This window comes from Pseudoalteromonas sp. AWM4_233 (genome assembly GCF_056158285.1).
Map to the genome: position 1 here is coordinate 3,538,305 of NZ_JBSWSZ010000001.1, position 18,978 is coordinate 3,557,282.

The 18,978-nt window shown below is 45.0% G+C and carries 17 protein-coding genes and 1 riboswitch; of the genes, 8 read left to right on the top strand and 9 right to left on the bottom strand.

Going from position 1 to position 18,978, the window contains the following annotated elements:
- Positions 1-73: 73 nt before the first annotated feature.
- Positions 74-346 carry a ubiquinone biosynthesis accessory factor UbiK gene (ubiK, locus tag ACXAC4_RS16065; protein WP_138477818.1) on the top strand — a complete coding sequence of 91 codons (273 nt, stop codon included), beginning with the start codon at positions 74-76 and terminating at the stop codon, positions 344-346.
- A 53-nt stretch (positions 347-399) separates the two neighbouring features.
- On the opposite strand, the gene can is transcribed toward ubiK, so the two are convergent.
- The 8 genes from can to ilvG all read right to left on the bottom strand — a co-directional run bounded on the left by can (position 400) and on the right by ilvG (position 9,825).
- Positions 400-1,056: a carbonate dehydratase gene (can, locus tag ACXAC4_RS16070; RefSeq protein WP_475163370.1), complete on the bottom strand. Its 657-nt coding sequence runs from the start codon at positions 1,054-1,056 to the stop codon at positions 400-402.
- 9 nt (positions 1,057-1,065) lie between these two features.
- Entirely contained in the window at positions 1,066-2,253 is a 1,188-nt protein-coding gene (locus ACXAC4_RS16075; protein ID WP_475163372.1) for a methyltransferase, read from the bottom strand.
- 25 nt (positions 2,254-2,278) lie between these two features.
- A complete protein-coding gene (locus tag ACXAC4_RS16080) occupies positions 2,279-3,361 on the bottom strand; it encodes an ABC transporter substrate-binding protein (protein WP_475163374.1) in 1,083 nt (360 codons plus the stop codon).
- A 78-nt stretch (positions 3,362-3,439) separates the two neighbouring features.
- Positions 3,440-4,981, bottom strand: a complete 1,542-nt coding sequence (gene ilvA / locus ACXAC4_RS16085) for a threonine ammonia-lyase, biosynthetic (protein ID WP_475163376.1) — start codon at positions 4,979-4,981, stop codon at positions 3,440-3,442.
- A gap of 2 nt (positions 4,982-4,983) precedes the next feature.
- Positions 4,984-6,840 carry a dihydroxy-acid dehydratase gene (gene ilvD / locus ACXAC4_RS16090; protein ID WP_475163379.1) on the bottom strand — a complete coding sequence of 619 codons (1,857 nt, stop codon included), beginning with the start codon at positions 6,838-6,840 and terminating at the stop codon, positions 4,984-4,986.
- 120 nt (positions 6,841-6,960) lie between these two features.
- Entirely contained in the window at positions 6,961-7,881 is a 921-nt protein-coding gene (locus tag ACXAC4_RS16095; protein WP_475163380.1) for a branched-chain amino acid transaminase, read from the bottom strand.
- 52 nt (positions 7,882-7,933) lie between these two features.
- Entirely contained in the window at positions 7,934-8,179 is a 246-nt protein-coding gene (ilvM, locus tag ACXAC4_RS16100; protein ID WP_058031265.1) for an acetolactate synthase 2 small subunit, read from the bottom strand.
- Entirely contained in the window at positions 8,179-9,825 is a 1,647-nt protein-coding gene (ilvG, locus tag ACXAC4_RS16105) for an acetolactate synthase 2 catalytic subunit (RefSeq protein WP_475163386.1), read from the bottom strand. Before ilvG ends, ilvM begins: the two co-directional genes overlap by 1 nt.
- A 514-nt stretch (positions 9,826-10,339) precedes the next feature.
- Here ilvG and ACXAC4_RS16110 point away from each other — a divergent pair.
- The 7 genes from ACXAC4_RS16110 to ACXAC4_RS16140 all read left to right on the top strand — a co-directional run bounded on the left by ACXAC4_RS16110 (position 10,340) and on the right by ACXAC4_RS16140 (position 17,655).
- Positions 10,340-11,224, top strand: a complete 885-nt coding sequence (locus ACXAC4_RS16110; protein WP_475163389.1) for a TraB/GumN family protein — start codon at positions 10,340-10,342, stop codon at positions 11,222-11,224.
- Between the two features lie 139 nt (positions 11,225-11,363).
- Positions 11,364-11,984: a hypothetical protein gene (locus tag ACXAC4_RS16115; RefSeq protein ID WP_475163393.1), complete on the top strand. Its 621-nt coding sequence runs from the start codon at positions 11,364-11,366 to the stop codon at positions 11,982-11,984.
- Positions 11,985-12,180: 196 nt separating this feature from the next.
- A riboswitch (Lysine riboswitch) is annotated at positions 12,181-12,373 on the top strand.
- Positions 12,374-12,487: 114 nt separating this feature from the next.
- Positions 12,488-13,372: a 4-hydroxy-tetrahydrodipicolinate synthase gene (gene dapA / locus ACXAC4_RS16120; RefSeq protein WP_475163397.1), complete on the top strand. Its 885-nt coding sequence runs from the start codon at positions 12,488-12,490 to the stop codon at positions 13,370-13,372.
- 11 nt (positions 13,373-13,383) lie between these two features.
- Positions 13,384-14,124: a 2,3,4,5-tetrahydropyridine-2,6-dicarboxylate N-succinyltransferase gene (locus ACXAC4_RS16125; RefSeq protein ID WP_138477796.1), complete on the top strand. Its 741-nt coding sequence runs from the start codon at positions 13,384-13,386 to the stop codon at positions 14,122-14,124.
- On the top strand, positions 14,124-15,329 hold the full coding sequence (locus tag ACXAC4_RS16130; RefSeq protein WP_475163402.1) for a PLP-dependent decarboxylase: 1,206 nt from the start codon (positions 14,124-14,126) through the stop codon (positions 15,327-15,329). Before ACXAC4_RS16125 ends, ACXAC4_RS16130 begins: the two co-directional genes overlap by 1 nt.
- Positions 15,330-15,337: 8 nt before the next feature.
- Positions 15,338-16,450: a succinylglutamate desuccinylase/aspartoacylase family protein gene (locus tag ACXAC4_RS16135; RefSeq protein WP_475163404.1), complete on the top strand. Its 1,113-nt coding sequence runs from the start codon at positions 15,338-15,340 to the stop codon at positions 16,448-16,450.
- Positions 16,451-16,629: 179 nt separating this feature from the next.
- Complete coding sequence (locus ACXAC4_RS16140) at positions 16,630-17,655, top strand: phospholipase A (protein WP_475163406.1); 1,026 nt, start codon at positions 16,630-16,632, stop codon at positions 17,653-17,655.
- Positions 17,656-17,928: 273 nt separating this feature from the next.
- Here the strand turns inward: ACXAC4_RS16140 and ACXAC4_RS16145 are convergent, their stop codons facing one another.
- Entirely contained in the window at positions 17,929-18,822 is an 894-nt protein-coding gene (locus ACXAC4_RS16145; RefSeq protein ID WP_475163408.1) for a bifunctional GNAT family N-acetyltransferase/hotdog fold thioesterase, read from the bottom strand.
- Between the last annotated feature and the right edge of the window lie 156 nt (positions 18,823-18,978).

The window sequence follows — 18,978 nt, forward strand, 5'->3', positions numbered from 1 at the left end:
GGTGCCGAAACTAAACCGAATTTGCTACTATGGCGTAAGTTTAATTAATCGCCTCCATATCAGGTAATCAATCATGATAAACCCAGCTAAAATTGAAGAGATCGCCAAGCAGATTTCTAGCAACATGCCACAGGGTGTAAAAACTCTAGCAGAGACTTTCGAGTCAAAAACCAAACAAGCTATCCAGAATAAATTAACTGAGATGGATTTTGTCAGCCGTGAAGAGTTTGATATTCAATCTCAAGTGCTGATCAGAACCCGTGAAAAGCTGATGCAATTAGAAGAAAAAGTTGCTCAGCTTGAGGCGAAACTTGCTGAGCAAGATCCAGCTGATAAGGCGGAATAAGCTAATTCTATTAGTAAAAAGGAGCCTAGCAGCTCCTTTTTAATTTCATGTACTCATTTAAGATAACGCTCGGCGATATGCTCTACCGCCTGACGATGCATTAGGTCCACTTCACTGCCATGGCAAGTTTGCGAGTTGAGCGCTTTCAACAAGCCATCTTCTAAACCATACACCCAACCATGTACGGTGAGTTCTTGCTGTCTATACCAAGCGTCTTGCACCACATTGGTTAAACACACATTGCGCACTTGCTCAATGACATTCAACTCACACAGGGCTGCACAACGCTGTTGCTCAGCGACACTCGACAACAACCCTTGATGCTTTTCTTTTACATCGGCAACATGCCTTAACCAATTATCTATCAAGCCTAATCGCGATTCATCAAGAACGGCTTGCACGCCACCACATCCATAGTGACCAACGACCATAATGTGCTTCACTTTTAACACTTCAACAGCGTATTGCATCACCGACAAACAATTATGATCGGTATGAACCACCACGTTCGCGACGTTACGATGCACAAATAGCTCACCCGGCATCAAATCAACAATTTCGTTCGCTGGCACCCGAGAATCCGAGCAGCCAATCCACAGATATTCAGGTTTTTGCTGCGAAGCGAGTTTGCTAAAAAATTCAGGGTGCTTTGCTTGTGTGCGCTCTGCCCAAGCTTGGTTATTTTGCAATAAATGGTCGAGTTCACACATAATTTAGCCTTAGTTTGTTATTTTATTTGCCTGAATGAGTATATTGCGCGGCGTTAGAGACTTTTCACAAAACTCACTGAGTTGCACATCATAGCCCGCCTGTTGCAAATACAATGCTCTATCTAGTACCAACCACAATTCAATGGCTCGTCTGAATATATGCCTGACTAATTCAATACGATCGGTGATTCTCTTTCTTTGCTCACCTAAGCGCAGATAATGCTGATAGTCACATAGCTCAGGTAACTCTACCTGCTTTTGATCCGCCGCCCATTGACAGAAATCAGCAAACTCACCAGAAAATATTTGTTTATTAATAGAAGGCACGCTGACATAACGCTCTACGCCCGTCACTTCTCGACGCAACGCATCAAAGCCCAAGCGCCAAGTAACCTCTGTTTGTCTAACCTTAGTCACTCTGCTCGGTGCCGTAACAGTTTCTTGCAGCGCTAATTTCATATCACTGTGGGTTAATTGCAGTGTGCTTTGCTTACCTTCTGCACTCATGGCCTCATAAGTCGGCTCGGTAAACAAGTGATAACAGCAAGGCGATAAGCTAATTTTGTCACATTCGGCTTTGATCGCCTGCTGCATAAAGACCTGATGCAAACGACCACAGGCATGGAGAGCCACAGCATGTTGTTGCTGAGTAAAACAGTCATCGGTGTTATCTTGCAACACATCCGCACAGCGAAAGTGCATGTTTAAGCCCTGCTGTTTTGCGCTATGCTGCCCTTGCTCACACAAATTGGCTTGTAATTCGACACTTTGCACATGCTGTGCACCTTGGTGTGCCAAGATACGGCCTAAATGCCCTTTCCCTGCGCACCATTCTAATACTGGCTGCTCGCCATTATCGAGGTGTGAGACGAAATCTTTTAGCTGCAGTAATTTACGACCTTTAATGCCGTTACTGAGCCAAAAAGGCAAATCGGCCCTTTGCTGTTCGCTATAAGGTAGGGAAGTCAACTGTGATAACTCTTCGACAGCAGGAATAAAATCAGCAAACACTTCATAAAGACGAGCCTGATCAGCGTCTAGTTCTCGTACCTGCTCGTCACTGAGCTCATTTAGAAAATATGTTAACTGTTCATCGCACCAAGGAAATTCACTGTAATCAAAAGCAACGCACTGCCAGTAGGCGCGTGTTTGCTGTAAGCAATGATCTAACTGAATAAATAATGACGATAACGGCACAACACTTCCCCGACGCAAAAAAGGGCTATTCTACCTCGTTTTCATTTTCTTGTGCTGACTCATTCAGCTTGTAGCGACGCTTTTTGGTGAATATAAGGTGTAAGTAGAGAGGAATACTGAATAAAGTGACTGCACACGCTGCTATCAACATCCATGACCAAGGAAAAAGTGGCTCTGACGGTTTGAGCTCATAAATAAAGCGCTCTCTAATAGCGTCATATTGCGCCATATCTAAGCCATAAATTTGCCCTATCCATCGCCAATGTAACTCTGACATATTACCAATGATCACCCCCGGTGGAGCGATGTAAGGGCGGAGCTTTTCAGCTTCATAGGCAATTTGCTCTACGCTTTTATGTGTGGCGTATTTCTGGTGAGTGATTTCGATACTTTCTTGTAAGTGCAACATAGCATAACGCCAACCCTGAAGGCTCGCTTGCTTAAACTTTTCGACTAGCTCAGGACGATGCTGTAATACGTTTTCGCTGGTAAACAAAATATCAGCATATAAATTGAGTCCATATTGTTTTGGGCAAATTTGTCTAATGGCAACACCTTGTTGCTGCATCTCAAAGGGCTCATTAGAAGTATACACTTGTAAGGCATCAAACTTTCCCGCCTTGAAATCAGCAATTGGCTCAAAGCCCGCATATAAAGAAATGTCATCTTTGCCGACACCAGCCTGCTCTAGCATCAGCATCAACTCTGCCACGCCAAGGTGACTGACTCGTTTTCCTTTGAAATCGACAGGGTTGTAGATGTCACTGTCAGCTTTGACCATCCAGCAGTACGGGGAAGATTGCAACATAGCAGCAATTGCAACTAGCGGTTTACCTTGTAGGCGATCGGCTAAAATACCTGAGTGAGTTACTCCAAAATGCGCCTGACCTGAGAGCACTTTAAAGTGAGTGTCAGGGTCTTCAATATCGGCCGGAATAATCGTGACATCCAAACCCACACGCTCATAAAAGCCTTTTTCCACCGCCATATAATAACCAGCAAACTGAAACTGATGGGTCCACTTTAATTGCAGCACCACAGACTCTAATGCAAAGGCTGGAGACAGAAAAAATAACAGTAAGCTTATCAAGCTAAACCGTTTGAGCATGAAAGTCCCTTGTTCTTCTAATTAATTAGGCGTGACTAAACTATAGAAAAACAAGGGTGATTTGCAAGCACTAAGCGCTTAACTTGCTTGCTGTTGTTCAAGCTCTTGGTTCTGTAAATACTGAGCAAAACACGGGTTGTTAGTCTCGTCCCAATACTTATACCCTAACTTAGCAAGATGAAGATTAAATAAACTCAGTTGCTCTGGCGCAATATCAAATGCAGCAAGCACATTGCCCTCTGCCGCACCGTGGTTACGATAATGGAATAAAGTGATATTCCACTCACTGCCCAGCGTTTCTAAGAAACGTGCCAATGCCCCAGGATATTCAGGGAACTCAAAACGGAAAAGATGCTCATTCAATGGCACTGGCGGTTTACCCCCCACCATATAACGAATATGCAATTTTGCCAGTTCGTTCTCTGAAAGATCTTCAAACCCATAACCATTAGTTTGCAGTACTGACTTAACCTCATCTAACTCTGGCTGCCCACCACGCAAGCCAACGCCTACGAAGATTTGAGCATCACCTTCACCAGCATAACGGTAATTAAACTCAGTGATGGCTCTGCCCCCTAAAGCATGACAAAAGCGCTTGAAGCTGCCTTTTTCTTCTTTAATCGTGACACCAAAAAGTGCCTCACTTTTTGCACCCAACGCGGTGCGCTCAGCAATATAGCGTAAGCGATCGAAGTTTAAGTTAGCACCCGACAAAACTGCGGCGATTTTAAGCCCAGTCTGACCACACTGCTTGCTCCACTTAGTTAAGCCCGCAGTGGCCAATGCACCTGAGGGCTCAGCGATAGCACGTGTGGCAACAAAGATATCTTGCACTGCAGCGCAGATTTCGTCTGAGCTCACTGTCACGACTTCATCACAGAACTTTTGCGCTAAACGAAAGGTTTCTTTACCTATGATCTTTACCGCAACACCGTCTGCAAAGCTGCCAACTTGCTCAAGCTCAACTGGCTCACCGGCTTTCAGCGCCGCATCTAAACAAGCGCTTTCTGCTGACTCAACGCCGATGACTTTAATGTCTGGTCGTAACGACTTGATATACACCGCCATTCCCGCAAGCAAACCACCGCCGCCAACAGGTATAAATACCGCATCGAGGTTGTGTAATTGTTGCATTAATTCACGCGCGACTGTGCCTTGTCCGATGATCACATCTGGGTCGTCAAATGGCGGTACAAATACCGCGCCTTGTTGCTCAGTCAGTGCATAGGCGTGTGATTGTGCGGCATCAAAATTATGACCATGTAAAACCACTTCGCCACCAAGGTTACGTACTGAGTTTACCTTGATATCAGGCGTTGTGACGGGCATCACTATGGTCGCTTGATGACCTAAATGCGCCGCGCTCAATGCCACACCTTGGGCGTGGTTTCCCGCAGATGCGGTGATCACTTTACTGCCCTTAGGCAATTGGCGAAGCTTATTGTAAGCACCACGTAATTTAAATGAATAAACTGGTTGTTGATCTTCGCGTTTTAAAAAGACCTGATGGTTAAGTTGCTTGCTAAGCGAGGTCAGCTCGCTGACCTCTGTGACTTTCGCAAGCGGAGCCATATCCGCTTGGATGATGGCCCGAAAGTAATCGAGCTCTTGTGCCACCATGACTAACTTAACTCCTCGAGTTTAGCTAAGTCACGCACCGCGCCTTTATCGGCACTGGTTGCTAATAAAGCATAAGCTTTTAATGCTGGCGACACTACGCGTTGTCTATCTAATGGCTTATAAGCGTCTTTGCCACGGGCATCTTGCTTTTCACGACGCGCAGCCATTTCAGCATCGTCAATTAATAGATGAATACCGCGATTTGGAATATCGATGTGAATGCGGTCACCATTCTCAACCAGCGCGAGCGCTCCACCACTGGCCGCTTCTGGCGAAGCGTGACCGATAGATAAACCAGAAGTACCACCCGAGAAACGGCCATCGGTCAGTAGCGCACAATCTTTATCTAAGCCCATCGACTTTAAGTAACTGGTCGGATAAAGCATCTCTTGCATACCCGGACCACCTTTTGGTCCTTCGTAGCGGATGATAACCACATCGCCTTTTTTCACTTTGCCGTTTAAGATGCCATCGACTGCGTCGTCCTGAGATTCAAACACTACGGCAGGACCCGTAAAATCAAGCATTTCGTCGACCACACCGGCACTTTTTACAATACAACCATCTGGGGTCAGGTTACCTGAAAGTACTGCTAACCCGCCATCTTGACGGAAGGCATGCTCAACACTGCGCACACAGCCATTTTCGCGGTCAATATCAAGGGTGTCCCAACGATACTCTTGGCTCATTGCCTGGGTAGTACGAATACCCGCAGGACCTGCACGGTAGAAGGTTTGCGCACGTTCATTATTGCTGTCAGTTGCATCCCAACGCTGTAACACATCGCCTAATGAGCCACCTGCTACATGGCCTACTGACAAGTCTAACTTTTCAGCTTTGGCAAGCTCATTCAGAATTCCCATGATGCCACCAGCACGGTGCACATCTTCAATATGATATTGCTGAGTCGCAGGCGCAACTTTACATAAGAAAGGCGTAGTACGTGATAGACGGTCAATATCACTCATATCAAAATCAACTTCACCTTCGCGCGCCGCTGCTATTAGGTGTAATACCGTGTTCGAAGAGCCGCCCATAGCAATATCTAAGGTCATGGCATTGGTAAACGCCGCTTGGTTAGCAATGTTACGTGGTAATACCGCATCGTTGTCGTTGCGATAATACTCGTCACATAAAGCAACAATGCGTTTAGCTGCCCCCATGTAGAGTTGATGACGGTCTTTATGGGTTGCCAAGGTCGTGCCATTGCCCGGCAACGCTAACCCTAGCGCTTCCATTAAACAGTTCATCGAATTCGCGGTAAACATGCCTGAACACGAACCACATGTAGGGCAAGCCGAGCGCTCGACTTTTTCTGAGTCCTCATCGCTCACCGACGGATCTGCGCCTTTCACCATGGCATCTACTAAGTCGAGTTTGATATCAATGTCGGCTAAACGGGTTTTACCTGCTTCCATTGGGCCACCAGAAACAAAGATCACCGGAATGTTTAAACGCAGTGCCGCGAGTAACATCCCCGGGGTGATCTTGTCACAGTTAGAAATACACACCATGGCATCAGCACAATGGGCATTCACCATATACTCAACTGAGTCAGCAATCAGGTCACGCGAAGGCAGTGAGTACAACATGCCACCATGACCCATGGCGATGCCATCGTCGATCGCAATGGTGTTGAATTCTCTAGGCACACCGCCCGCTTCACGAATGGCATCCGCCATTAAATCGCTGAGCTGATTGAGGTGCACATGACCCGGTACAAACTGCGTATAAGAGTTCACAACAGCAATGATTGGTTTTTCGAAATCACTGTCTGTCATCCCTGTTGCACGCCAAAGTGCGCGAGCACCTGCGCGTTGTCTACCTTCAGTGGTGGTCTTACTACGTAGTTTAGCCATGGTTTAGCCCTCAATAATATGCGGCAGTTTCTGGTTGCTTGCCGACTTTCCTCATTCCCAATATTCAATTCGTTGGCTGCTATTAAGGTCGCAGCCAGACCTTAAACGCTCAACAGCGTCTTAGTCGATATAAGTTAACCAACCGTTTTCGTCTTCACTTTGGCCTTTTACTAGGTCAAAGTAAGCTTGCTGTAATTGCTCGGTGATTTCGCCACGTTTACCCGTACCAATTTCAATTTGGTCAACGCTGCGAACCGGTGTTACTTCTGCTGCAGTGCCTGTCATGAAGAATTCATCTGCAAGATAAAGCGCTTCACGTGCAATGGGTTCTTCGCGTACTTCTAAGCCTGCTTTGCGAGCAAGGTGCATCATAGTGTCACGCGTCAAACCTGGTAAGATTGCCGCTGTGGTAGGAGGGGTGAATAACACGCCATTTTTGATCACGAATAAGTTTTCACCTGCGCCTTCACTTAGGTAACCGTTCACATCTAGCGCAATACCTTCAACATAGCCATTACGCTTTGCTTCACCTGAGATAAGTTGCGAAGATAAATAGTTACCACCAGCTTTAGCCGCTGTAGGCATCGTATTTGGTGCTAAACGATTCCAAGAAGAAATACAGGCATCAACACCCGCTTCTAATGCACCATCACCTAAGTAAGTGCCCCATTCCATTGCTGCAACTGCAACATCGGCTTTGTGTGATTTAGGATTTACACCCAACCCCACATTGCCTAAGAATGCGAATGGACGTAAGTAGGCATTCTTTAAGCCATTCTCACGTACCGCTGCTTTACAGGCTTCATTGATTTCTTCAGCCGTGTAAGGGATCTGCATACGATAGATTTTTGCAGAGTCGAATAAGCGTTTAGTGTGATCTTGTAAACGGAAAATCGCCGGACCTTTTGGTGTGTCATAGGCACGCACCCCCTCAAACACTGAACTACCATAGTGAAGTGCATGGCTTAATACGTGTGTCGTCGCTTGCTCAGACGGTACCATTTCACCATTGAACCAGATCAGGTCAGATTTATTACTCATGTTTATTACCTTGTATTAATTATTCTTTTCTTTCGCTCTTAATATAGAACGATTATCCAATAGCCTGTTGCTGCATTGGTTGCAACTCAACCTGTTTTACCTCAACCAGCTTACTCAGTTGCGAGGTTAATAGATAGATGGGTTTGTCACTGTCCACGGTCATTTTGACTTGAAACAATTCATCTTGTCCTTCCAAGGCTAGGTCTAATAACTGGAATCCACGGTGACGGACCACACGTAAGAAACGTTCAATTGCGACACTTTGTTGTTTTACTGCAATATTTAGTTGGTGTTTCATTATGCATTCTCCGTCATCATTTCATCATTTGCGGCACCCGGTGGAACCAGCGGCCATACGTTTTCTTTATCATCGATACAAGCGTGTAAGATATAAGGCCCTTCAGATGCCACTAGCGCATCCACCGCCGCATCTACTTCGCTTGCATGGGTAATGGTTTGCCCCGGAATACCAAAAACAGCTGCAAGCTGCACAAAGTCAGGGTTATCCGATAAATTCGTTTCACTGTAACGCCCTTCAAAAAACAGCTGTTGCCACTGTCTTACCATACCGAGTCTCTGGTTATCTAATATTAAGATCTTTACAGGAAGATTATTTCTGCGGATGGTGGCCAACTCTTGGATGTTCATCATGATTGACCCATCACCTGAGACAGTGATCACCATGTCATCAGGACGTGCGATTTGTGCACCGATTGCCGCAGGTAAACCAAAGCCCATGGTACCTGCACCGCCACTGCTTAAATGGTTGTGTGGGCTGGTGAATTTCATATGCTGCGCCACCCACATTTGGTGCTGGCCCACATCACAACACACCACGCCAGTATTTGGCATACGCTTACTGAGTTCATTTAGAAGATAAGGCGCAAAGACTTTTTCGCCTGGGTAGTCATAACGCCAAGCATGTGTTTTCTTCATTTCCAAAGTGTGTGCTAACCACTGTGCATCTGTCACAAAGCACGCTAAATGAGGGATGGTGGCTTTAAGGTCGCCAATCATAGATGCCGCAGCGGGCTTGCGCTTGCCAACTTCTGCTGGGTCAATATCAAGATGAATTACTTTCGCCTTCGAGGCAAACTTAGCCAAGTTACCTGTTACGCGGTCGTCAAAACGTGCGCCGATACAGACTAAAACGTCACACTCTTGCACAGCAATGTTGGCAGCTTGACCACCGTGCATACCTAACATGCCTAGGTCATATTCATAGTCAGGTAAAACACTGCCTAGCGCTTTTAATGTTGAAACAGCCGGCATGTGCGTTTTATTTAAAAATTGCATCAGCTCAGCTTGCGCATTGGCGTTGTGCACCCCACCACCCACATAAGCCACTGGCTTCTTCGCTTGTGCTAGCAGTTGCTCCGCTTTGACGACTTCGTTCATGTCGAGCTCGGGCGCTTCTTCTTCAAGCGCAAGCCAGGGGTGAAATGGTACTTGTGCTAGCTGAATGTCTTTAGGAATATCAACCAACACAGGGCCCGGACGACCTGATAACGCTAAATGCATGGCTTCTTGCAATACTTCTGCTAAGTCTTCAGCGCGCTCAACCATGTAACTATGTTTTGTACATGACAAAGACATGCCTAAAACGTCAACTTCTTGGAATGCGTCAGAGCCGATAGCCGCCGTCGGTACTTGCCCTGTGATGGCCAACACAGGCACTGAGTCCATCATGGCATCAGCAAGTGAGGTAATTAAATTAGTTGCACCTGGGCCCGACGTAGCAAAACATACCCCTAACTTACCAGTACTGCGGGCATACCCTACTGCCGCAAAACCCGCGCCTTGCTCATGACGAGTTAGGTAATGTTTGACAGGCGCGCCATACAACGCATCGTAGATTGGCATGATTGCCCCACCAGGGTAACCAAATACCTCTTTAACGCCATGTTTGGCTAGTAAATCTATTAGTAACTCTGCGCCTGTCATCTTCGTTCCTCATTCCCAATCTGACTGCTGTTTAACTTAAATTCGACCCTAAAACGAAAAAGCCCCCCGAACTTTTCAGTGCGGGGGGCTTTTTGCTTAATACTTTTCTTTCAGCACTAACCAGCCCCCGCGGTAATAATAATCACCACGTTGATAATCACGACTAGTAGAGAATGTGCTGTTTTGAGCATTTAAAAATCACCTGAATTATTTACGGCAACGGTATACAATATTCATCGCGTTGCGTTCTTTTTCTATTAGTACCGCGAGTAGCCTATTAAGTCAACAGCAAACCCTATGTTATTTACAGATTCAAAGCATCATAGAACGCATTTAAAATTCAAAAAAACCAAAAATAAGAAATAAATATCCAATCAATTTAAAATAACTCTGCCTTATTCAATACATACAAAATTTAACAACACATTTTTTGTTTATTCAAAAAATCACCAAATCTCCCTTTTTTATACAAACTTGTTATTATGTTGGGGAAATTTTTTTACAAGGGAATACTATGTTCAGCACTGTAAACCGCGTTTTTTTTACGCTGCTTTTAGCTTTTTTAATTGGCTTTTCTAGTCACTCCGTCGCACTTTCTCCGGCCCTGTTCAAGGTCGAAAAAGCGGGTGTCACATCTTATTTATTTGGCACAGTTCATGTTGGTGATAAAAGCATGGATGGTTTACCAAAGAAAATCACACAAGCGATTGAGCAAACTGATGAAGTCATCGTTGAAGTAAACGTTGAGGCACTCAACGCATTTGAAATACAAAAACGCTCCATTCCTTTTATGACTTTACCGCACGGTAGAACGTTAAAAGATGAAATAAGCACCGAGCACTTCGAAGCATTAAAGCAATATTTTGCAGCAAAACAGATCAATATTGCGCTTTTTGAAAACCTAGCACCTTGGGCTGTGATGGTCACTATGATGCAGATTGAGTATCAAAACCTGGGCTACCTAGAAGACTATGGGATCGACAAACAGGTCATTGCCCATGCTAAGAAACATAATAAGCCTATCGGCGAGTTAGAAACTTTAGAGCAACAACTAGAAATGCTGAGTTCGCTAGGTGTAAAGAGCGACTTAATGATAAGCACTACGCTTGCGCAATTAAAAGACGTTGAGCAGTACTTTCTAGATTTAGTTAATGCCTGGAAAAAAGGCGATATGGACACCTTAAACAAGTATTACCAACTTAGCTTTGATGATTCTGACTATGGTAAGTTCAGTGAAGAAGTAATGCTGACTCAGCGTAATAATAATTGGGTTGAACAATTAACACCAAGATTGACAAAAGAGTCATTATTTATTGCTGTGGGCGCCCTTCACTTGCCTGAAAAGCATGGCTTAATCACTCAGTTAAAAGCACAAGGTTTTAATGTAACTCGCTTATAACTCAGTTGGTTAAACCCTTACTGCACAGGCAATAGCGTTTCTTTTCGCTGTTGCCTTAAAATTTTTTTAAATTCTTTTAAACCTTTTTCAACCCGCCTGTCGTCTAACTTATTAAACAACATCAATCAGGGTGACGACGATGAAAAAACTATTATTAGCTGCTTTAACCACTGCTGTTATTTCTGCGCCAGTTTGGGCCGAAGATTCTAGAACCATTGAGCAATCATTTAATCTTGAAAACAGCACAGAATTAGAAATTGATTTTCCAGTTGGCAGCCTAGAAATGACTAGCTACGATGGCGATCAAATCCAAGTCACTATTCGCTTAGAGCCAAAAGATAATGATGGCTGGTTTACTGATAAAGTCGATTTAAGCGCAGTACAGCTAAAATCGTCGCGTCAACGCCAAGAGTTATCACTGTCTATTGATGATGATAATTTAGAGCAAACTTGGGAGGTCAAAGTGCCTAAAAGTATGCGTCTAGATGTTGAAGTCGGTGTCGGTAAAATTGAAATACAAGCACTTGAAAATACAGCGGATGTTGAAGTAGGTGTGGGCAAAGTGCGTATCGACACAGCCATTGATGACTTCAAACAAGTTAACCTTGAATCCGGTGTAGGTAAAACGAGTCTATCTGGTTTTGCGGGCAAAGCTCAGTCTCATAAAAAAATGGTCAGCTCACAAACAGAATACTTCGGCTCTGGCCAATACAACTTAGAAGTTGAAGTGGGTGTAGGCAATATCAAAGTACGCCACTAAGCTACGACACTTAATTTAACAAACTCCCTTTGCCCGGTCTTGTACCGGGCTTTTTGCTCTCTTTTACACCCTTGTTTATAACCTCAGGTTTTAAAGAGATGATTTTTTAATCCCCTTTGCTTGACACCTAGACGGCTAAAATGTTTCAATGCCGCCTCACCCTATTTGAGCGCAGTGGAGCATTGTCTCGGCTGCCAGGGCTGGAAGAGGTGCGTTATTCAGGTAGCGCGGTTGAGGAGAGCAAACTCCGTTGATGCCGTAGCGAGGGGAACTAACGCCGAGAAGCAAGCGTATTTGCTAGACGTTTACTTCGGGCGACTGGGCTGAATCCCAGCGACTGTCACCAATTGCGCAAGACGCAAGAATTTTGGTGGAGAGCTTCTGGTCTTAGAATAAATAAGGCCAGTTTGCCTTATCTTTTTTAAGTCCATTGCTCTTCGAATTTTAATTGTTCGAAGTATGGACACCCTCCTTACTCCGAACATGCTATAAGTTCGGTAGAGATGAAATCACAATACGATTTATCCAACTATCCTTTATGGACAGCTTTGGTGACGCCTTTTGACGCGCAAGACCAAGTTGACTTTGACACACTTACAACACTCGTCCGTCAGCAAGAACAAGCAGGCAATGGTATTTTGTTGCTTGGTAGCACAGGTGAAGGCTTAGCACTTACCCTGTCTGAACAACAAGCGATTGTTGAATTTGTTTGTAACTTGGCACCTAACGTCCCCCTTATGGTCGCGGTAGGTGGTATCAACTTACAAGAACAATTAGCTTGGGTTGAGTTTTGCAATCAGCACCCTATTCACGCTTACCTACTTGGCTCACCGCTTTATGCCAAACCGGGTGTAATTGGTCAGACTCAGTGGTTTGATGCATTACTTAACGCCACTGACTTACCTTGTATGCTTTACAACGTACCGGGTCGCAGTGCCGTCGAAGTGTCACCACAAGTACTAAAGAATCTTGCACACCACGACAACTTATGGGCGTTAAAAGAAGCCAGCGGCGACATCAGTAAATTTGAGCAATTCCGTGAAGCAGCGCCTGAGTTGGCCATTTATAGTGGCGACGATGGGTTGATCCCCTACTTTGCTCAAGCGGGCGCAAAAGGCCTAGTTTCGGTTGCAGCCAATGCCTGGCCAGAGCAAACCGCTGAGTTTGTGCGTCGCTCTTTAGCAGGTACTTATCCGAACTTATTCACCACCTGGACGCAAGCTGTAAATAGCTTGTTTAGTGTCGCCAACCCAATTCCTGTCAAAGTGCTCATGCACCAACAGGGAACTCTGGCAACACCGAATCTTCGTCCTCCTCTTACGCACCTAGAACTGCAATGTAATGCAGCGATTGAGCGTGCAAACGACACAATTTTATCTTGGAATTAAGGCAGTAAAACATGAGCTGGTTAGAACTATTAAACAATTTAGAAAACGGTAGCGTACGTGCGGCAACTCAAGACGAGCAGGGCAACTGGCACGCCAACGTGGAAGTAAAGCAAGGCATTTTAGAAGCATTCAGAAACGGCACGAACGTTGAATTCCCAGGTGGTTTTGTTGATAAAGACAACCTAGCACCACAAGGTTTCAATGCAGAACAAAACGTACGTATGGTTCCAGGTGGCTCAAGTGTACGTCGCGGCGCCTATGTGGCATCTGGCACAATCATTATGCCACCAGCGTATGTAAACATAGGCGCATTCATCGATGAAGGTACTATGGTAGACAGCCATGCACTAGTTGGCTCATGTGCACAAGTAGGTAAAAACGTTCACCTAAGTGCAGCTGTGCAACTAGGTGGTGTATTAGAGCCTGTTGGTGCAAGCCCAGTGGTTATCGAAGATGATGCGTTTATCGGCGCAGGTTGTGTGATCGTTGAAGGTGTGGTTGTTAAGAAAGGGGCTGTACTTGCACCAGGTGTACGTTTATCTGCAACCATTCCTGTTTACGACTGTGTGAACGAGCGCGTATTAGAAAAAGGCGAGCCAATCCCTGAGAATGCGATTGTTATTCCTGGTTCTCGTCCGTCTTCAAGTGCATGGGGCCGCGAGCAAGGCTTAAGTATGTCATGTGCTTTAATTGTTAAATACCGCGATGAGCAAAGCGATGCGTCTTTAATCCTTGAAGAGGTATTACGCTAATGAGCTTTTTGAGCACACCGCTACGTCAGCATATCACTGCGATAAGTGAACAGAACGACACACCGTTTTTTGTCTATGACCTAGATGCGTTATACGCGCATTTAAAACCACTGACAGAGCAATCTGTGGTGAAGTTATGGTATGCCGTTAAAGCCAATCCACTTTCTAAGGTGATCCAAACTTTAGATAAAGCAGGCTTTGACTTTGACGTAGCAAGCAGTGGCGAACTTGACCAAGTATTGCGTCAAGGCGTGGCTGCTAACCGTGTGCTCAACACCGGACCTGCTAAATCTAAAAAGCAGATCCAACACTTTTTGTCACAAGGTGTACGCACCTTTGTGGCAGAAAGTTTGAATCAAGTAGCTTGGTTAAACCAAGCTGCAACAGAACATCAGGTGCAGTTGCGCATTCTACTGCGTGTGCAATTACGCTGGCCCGATGGCGAAAAGAACCCACTTGGTGGCGACAGCTTAACGCCATTTGGTTTAGGGCTTGAAGAGTGGCAACAACTGACTATTCACGACTACCCTGCGCTTAACTTTGTTGGCCTGCATATTTTCCAATGGGGCAATATGCTCAGCACCAAAAAATTGGCTGAGCTATGGTCGCAAATGGTCGCGCCATTGACCGACTTGGCTGAGCAACTTGGTTTTGCCTGCCAAATTTTAGATTTAGGCGGCGGTTTAGGTATTCCTTACACAAGCGATGCTGATCGCCTCGCTTGGCCAAAATTAGTCGACGCACTGGCAACCATTAAAGCCGCGGCTGGAGTTGAAGAACTGTGGATGGAGCTAGGCCGTTATGCGGTGGGTGAAATCGGTCACTACATCAACCCTGTGGTTGAGCAAAAACTAAATTATGGCGAGCACCAGCTTATCGTCGCAGGCGGTATTAATCATGTGTTACGCCCCGCGGTGACAAACCAGGCTTTTCCGGGTGAATTATTACGCCAATCTAGCGCACCATCACAAGACTTCCTAGTACATGGTCCACTGTGTACCGCACTCGACAGTTTGGGTAAGCACTCACTACCTGAAGATATTAACGAGCACGACTGGGTGATATTCAGTCAATGTGGTGCTTATGGGTACACCGAAAGTATGCCTTTCTTTTTATGTCATGAATTGCCTGCTGAATACGTGATTGAGCAAGGCCAAGTTGTCTGCGTGCGTGAAAGTCAAAACGCCGCAAGTTATTTAGTGTAGGTGATCCCATGAACACAATTACTCAAGAACATATTCAAGTTGGCGAGATTGCCAATGGTTTACCTTTAACCATTCCTGTGTATCGTTTACAAGGCGATGGCAGCGGCCCTAAAGTGTATATTCAAGCCAATATGCATGGCGCAGAAGTGCAAGGTAATGCGGTTATTTACCAATTACTTGAGCGGCTAAAAACACAAACACTGGCTTCAGACATCACCTTAGTGCCTTACGCGAATCCGATCGGCTGTAATCAAAAGTCGGGGGAGTTTACTTTAGGTCGTTTTGATCCGATCACCGGCACCAACTGGAACCGCATGTATCACGATCACAGCAAATTGATCGAGTCATTTGTAAGCGAACATTTAGATGCGCCAGAAGATGAGATCAAAGCAAAGTTCCGCGCTCTGCTTGTTGATCAGACCCAAGCGTTTCTAGATCAACCCGCTTATCGTGTCAATACCGGCAAACGGATCGCTGTGACCTTGCAGCGTTTAGCACATGAAGCTGACATTGTGTTAGATCTTCACACCGGTCCGATCTCGGCAAAGCATTTATACTGTCCGGAATATGCGAAAGCCAGTGCGAGCTACTTTGACATTGAACACGTGCTGTTGATCCCCAATGAATTTGATGGCGCGATGGACGAAGCGACTTTTTGCCCTTGGTGGCAATTAAGCGAAGCCTACAAAGCACAAGGCCGCAACATTCCTGTATGGGTTGAAGCTTTCACCGTTGAGCTTGGCTCACAAGAGAAAATCGATTTAACCGAAGCCAAACTCGATGCTGAAAGTATCTTGAGTTACTTAAATCACAAAAAAGTGTTTATCGGTGCTGAGTTTACGCCTAAGCCTATCACCCGTTATGCCTGCATGCTTGACGACTATCTTGCGTTTTATGCCCCTATGGGTGGCATGGTCGAGTACAACGCCGAACTTGGCAGTCACATTAAAGCCGGTGACACCATTGCGAAGATTTTACGTATGGAACAGTACTTATCAGAAAAGCCATTGCATGAAATCACGTTAGATACAGATGCCATCACAATTTTGCATTTTGCTTCGGCCAGCGTGAATCAAGGCACTGAACTGTATAAGTTCTTCACAAACTATTTCGAGCTGTAAGGCTTCACCTTATTGCGTGAGAGTAAGCACCTTTTATTGAGTGTCGCTTACTAAGGTATGGCGGCTTTTGCCGCCAGCCTTTTCCTGTTTTTCATTTACAACTCAATGCGTTTATTCACGCTAACTTCATGCATCTCATGTATACTCGTTTTGTTCAAGGAGCATATAAAGAGGCAATCATGCGCTATCTACTCACATCTTTGAGTATTTTATTTACTTTTCCATTGCTGGTTTTTGCCACAGAAACGCCAGTGGAAGAAGATGAAATCGATCTCGTCAAACAATGTGTTATCAATGAACTGATTAATGCTGACGACAACACTCTAGTCGCAGATATTAAAGAAAAGTGCTCTAAGTTAGAGGCCGCTGAAAAGTTCAGCCTACTCGATCAGCGTATGGCCCGAGAACGTGTGACGCAAAAGAACCGCAACGTTCTAACGCCCCATCACCGTAATTACATTTTGCCTGTTTCTTACATTAGTCAGCCAAATAACCGCCCATTTGATGGCATAAAAGCAATTAGTGACGAACAAGGTGAGCCACTCGATAACTTCGAGGTAAAATATCAGTTGTCTTTAAAAGTGCCTGTTTATACCGGCTTTTCAGACCCTGATCAGGCCATTTATACCGCTTTCACCCTGCAATCCTATTGGCAGTTTTATAATAAGGATATCTCTTCACCCTTTCGTGAAACAAACTATGAACCTGAGGTATTTTGGGTAAATTTTTTAGATGATGAGAATGTGTTGTGGGGCGATGAGATGGCTGTAGTGGTCGGTTTATCACATCAGTCAAATGGTCGCAGCCAGCCAAACTCTCGTTCTTGGAACAGACTGTATGCCAACTTTATTTGGGAAAACAGAGGCTTTGTTTTTAGTTTTAAGCCTTGGTATCGATTGCCTGAAGACGACAAACCAGATGTTTTAGAGGCAAAAGGCGACGACAACCCAGATATATACAAATATATGGGCTACTTTGAGTTTAGTGGCGTGTATCGTCAGGGCGATCATGAATTTGGTTTCATGGTGAGAAATAACCTTCACAGCGATAATCGCGGTGCTTTACAGCTAGATTGGTCGTTCCCGCTTTGGGGTAGGCTCAGAGGATATGCGCAATACTTTAACGGCTATGGTGAGAGCATGATTGATTACAATGCCGATATACAGCGTTTTGGTGTAGGTATATTGCTCACCGATATTTTGTAATACCAATTCTCTTAATTAAGCAGTCTATTTTGAGGCAAGAAAAACTAGTCGATAACGCCGCTCACGCGTCCTGCTATCGCCGAGGTACCTACATCCATGTAGGCAAGGCGGAAATTTTGCTATTTAGTTATTCTAAATAAGAAATTTTCAACGAAGTTAGCGTCAGTTTTAGTACCTCAAAATGATTAAATATTATTGAGGATTGGTATAACTTCTACCCAATAATAAAAAAGCCAAGCGAGTAGCTTGGCTTTTAAGATCTAACGCTTTATTTTAGCGAAGCACAACAAAGCAGCCTTCAAACTTGGCAACTAGCTTATCGCCATCGTACACATTCACTGGTACATAGTATTTCGCTTTACCTTCAGTTTCTAACTCAAGCAATTTGCCCGAACAATCTGCGATAGTCACAGTTGCACTTGGTGCCGTTGTGAGTGGCTTAAGGTATTTGATTTCAGCATCAGCTAATACAATGTTACCTTCAAGGTTGAGCTCTTTAAGCGCCAAATAGGTCGCGCCCCACCCTGTCAGGGTCGCCATGCTGTATACCGAGCCTGCAAACATTGAGTTATGTAAATTTAAGTTCGCTTTTAAGTCTGCTTTAGTTGAAAACTGCCAGTCAGTGTAGCTTTCAACTTTAATGCCCATCGCATCACTGATTGGAATAGACTCACGCCATGTGTTTTGCAGTACCTGCGTCCAGTCAGGGTGGCGGAACCAACCTGGCTCACAAGGCTTTTGCTTGACCATTTTCCAGTGCTGTACGTCACCGTATGCAAGGTGGGCTTTTTCTAATACGGTATAACCATGCTTCTCATAAAAAGACAGCGCTCGTTCACGGGCAAATAGTACTAGTTCATCAGCATTTTGCTGCCAAGCTACCTTTTCAAGTTCATGCAGTAAGCGGCTACCTAAATGTTGGCCTCGGTGCTTTTCATCTACCGCCATATAACGCACTTGTGCTTGCTGTTGGTTATTAAAGTGCAAACGTGCAACGGCTAATACATCTCCGTCATTATTCTTAATATAACGATGCTCCGCTTCTTGCTCTAAATCGTCTTGCTCAGAGCCGCGAGGCTGATCCCACGGGGCGCGTAAAACTTGCCAACGTAATTGATAATAGGCTTGCCAGTCTTCGCTACTTTGTGGCGCAGTTACCTGAAACATAGTTACTCCTGTTGAAATGCATCTCTGGCCGTCGATTTACTTACAAAGCAACGGCAACTTGGTGTCGTTTTTATAAACTCACCATACTAGAAAACCACAAAATAAAACATAGTTTCGCGCTGCTTCAACAACAATCAATGTAAAACTTGGTGGACA

What these genes read in the sequence shown, in the direction of transcription:
- ubiK (WP_138477818.1), top strand. Translation starts at nt 74, where the DNA reads ATGATAAACCCAGCTAAAATTGAAGAGATCGCCAAGCAGATTTCTAGC.
- can (WP_475163370.1), bottom strand. Translation starts at nt 1,056, where the DNA reads ATGTGTGAACTCGACCATTTATTGCAAAATAACCAAGCTTGGGCAGAG.
- ACXAC4_RS16080 (WP_475163374.1), bottom strand. Translation starts at nt 3,361, where the DNA reads ATGCTCAAACGGTTTAGCTTGATAAGCTTACTGTTATTTTTTCTGTCT.
- ilvA (WP_475163376.1), bottom strand. Translation starts at nt 4,981, where the DNA reads ATGGTGGCACAAGAGCTCGATTACTTTCGGGCCATCATCCAAGCGGAT.
- ilvD (WP_475163379.1), bottom strand. Translation starts at nt 6,840, where the DNA reads ATGGCTAAACTACGTAGTAAGACCACCACTGAAGGTAGACAACGCGCA.
- ACXAC4_RS16095 (WP_475163380.1), bottom strand. Translation starts at nt 7,881, where the DNA reads ATGAGTAATAAATCTGACCTGATCTGGTTCAATGGTGAAATGGTACCG.
- ilvM (WP_058031265.1), bottom strand. Translation starts at nt 8,179, where the DNA reads ATGAAACACCAACTAAATATTGCAGTAAAACAACAAAGTGTCGCAATT.
- ilvG (WP_475163386.1), bottom strand. Translation starts at nt 9,825, where the DNA reads ATGACAGGCGCAGAGTTACTAATAGATTTACTAGCCAAACATGGCGTT.
- ACXAC4_RS16110 (WP_475163389.1), top strand. Translation starts at nt 10,340, where the DNA reads ATGTTCAGCACTGTAAACCGCGTTTTTTTTACGCTGCTTTTAGCTTTT.
- ACXAC4_RS16115 (WP_475163393.1), top strand. Translation starts at nt 11,364, where the DNA reads ATGAAAAAACTATTATTAGCTGCTTTAACCACTGCTGTTATTTCTGCG.
- dapA (WP_475163397.1), top strand. Translation starts at nt 12,488, where the DNA reads ATGAAATCACAATACGATTTATCCAACTATCCTTTATGGACAGCTTTG.
- ACXAC4_RS16125 (WP_138477796.1), top strand. Translation starts at nt 13,384, where the DNA reads ATGAGCTGGTTAGAACTATTAAACAATTTAGAAAACGGTAGCGTACGT.
- ACXAC4_RS16130 (WP_475163402.1), top strand. Translation starts at nt 14,124, where the DNA reads ATGAGCTTTTTGAGCACACCGCTACGTCAGCATATCACTGCGATAAGT.
- ACXAC4_RS16135 (WP_475163404.1), top strand. Translation starts at nt 15,338, where the DNA reads ATGAACACAATTACTCAAGAACATATTCAAGTTGGCGAGATTGCCAAT.
- ACXAC4_RS16140 (WP_475163406.1), top strand. Translation starts at nt 16,630, where the DNA reads ATGCGCTATCTACTCACATCTTTGAGTATTTTATTTACTTTTCCATTG.
- ACXAC4_RS16145 (WP_475163408.1), bottom strand. Translation starts at nt 18,822, where the DNA reads ATGTTTCAGGTAACTGCGCCACAAAGTAGCGAAGACTGGCAAGCCTAT.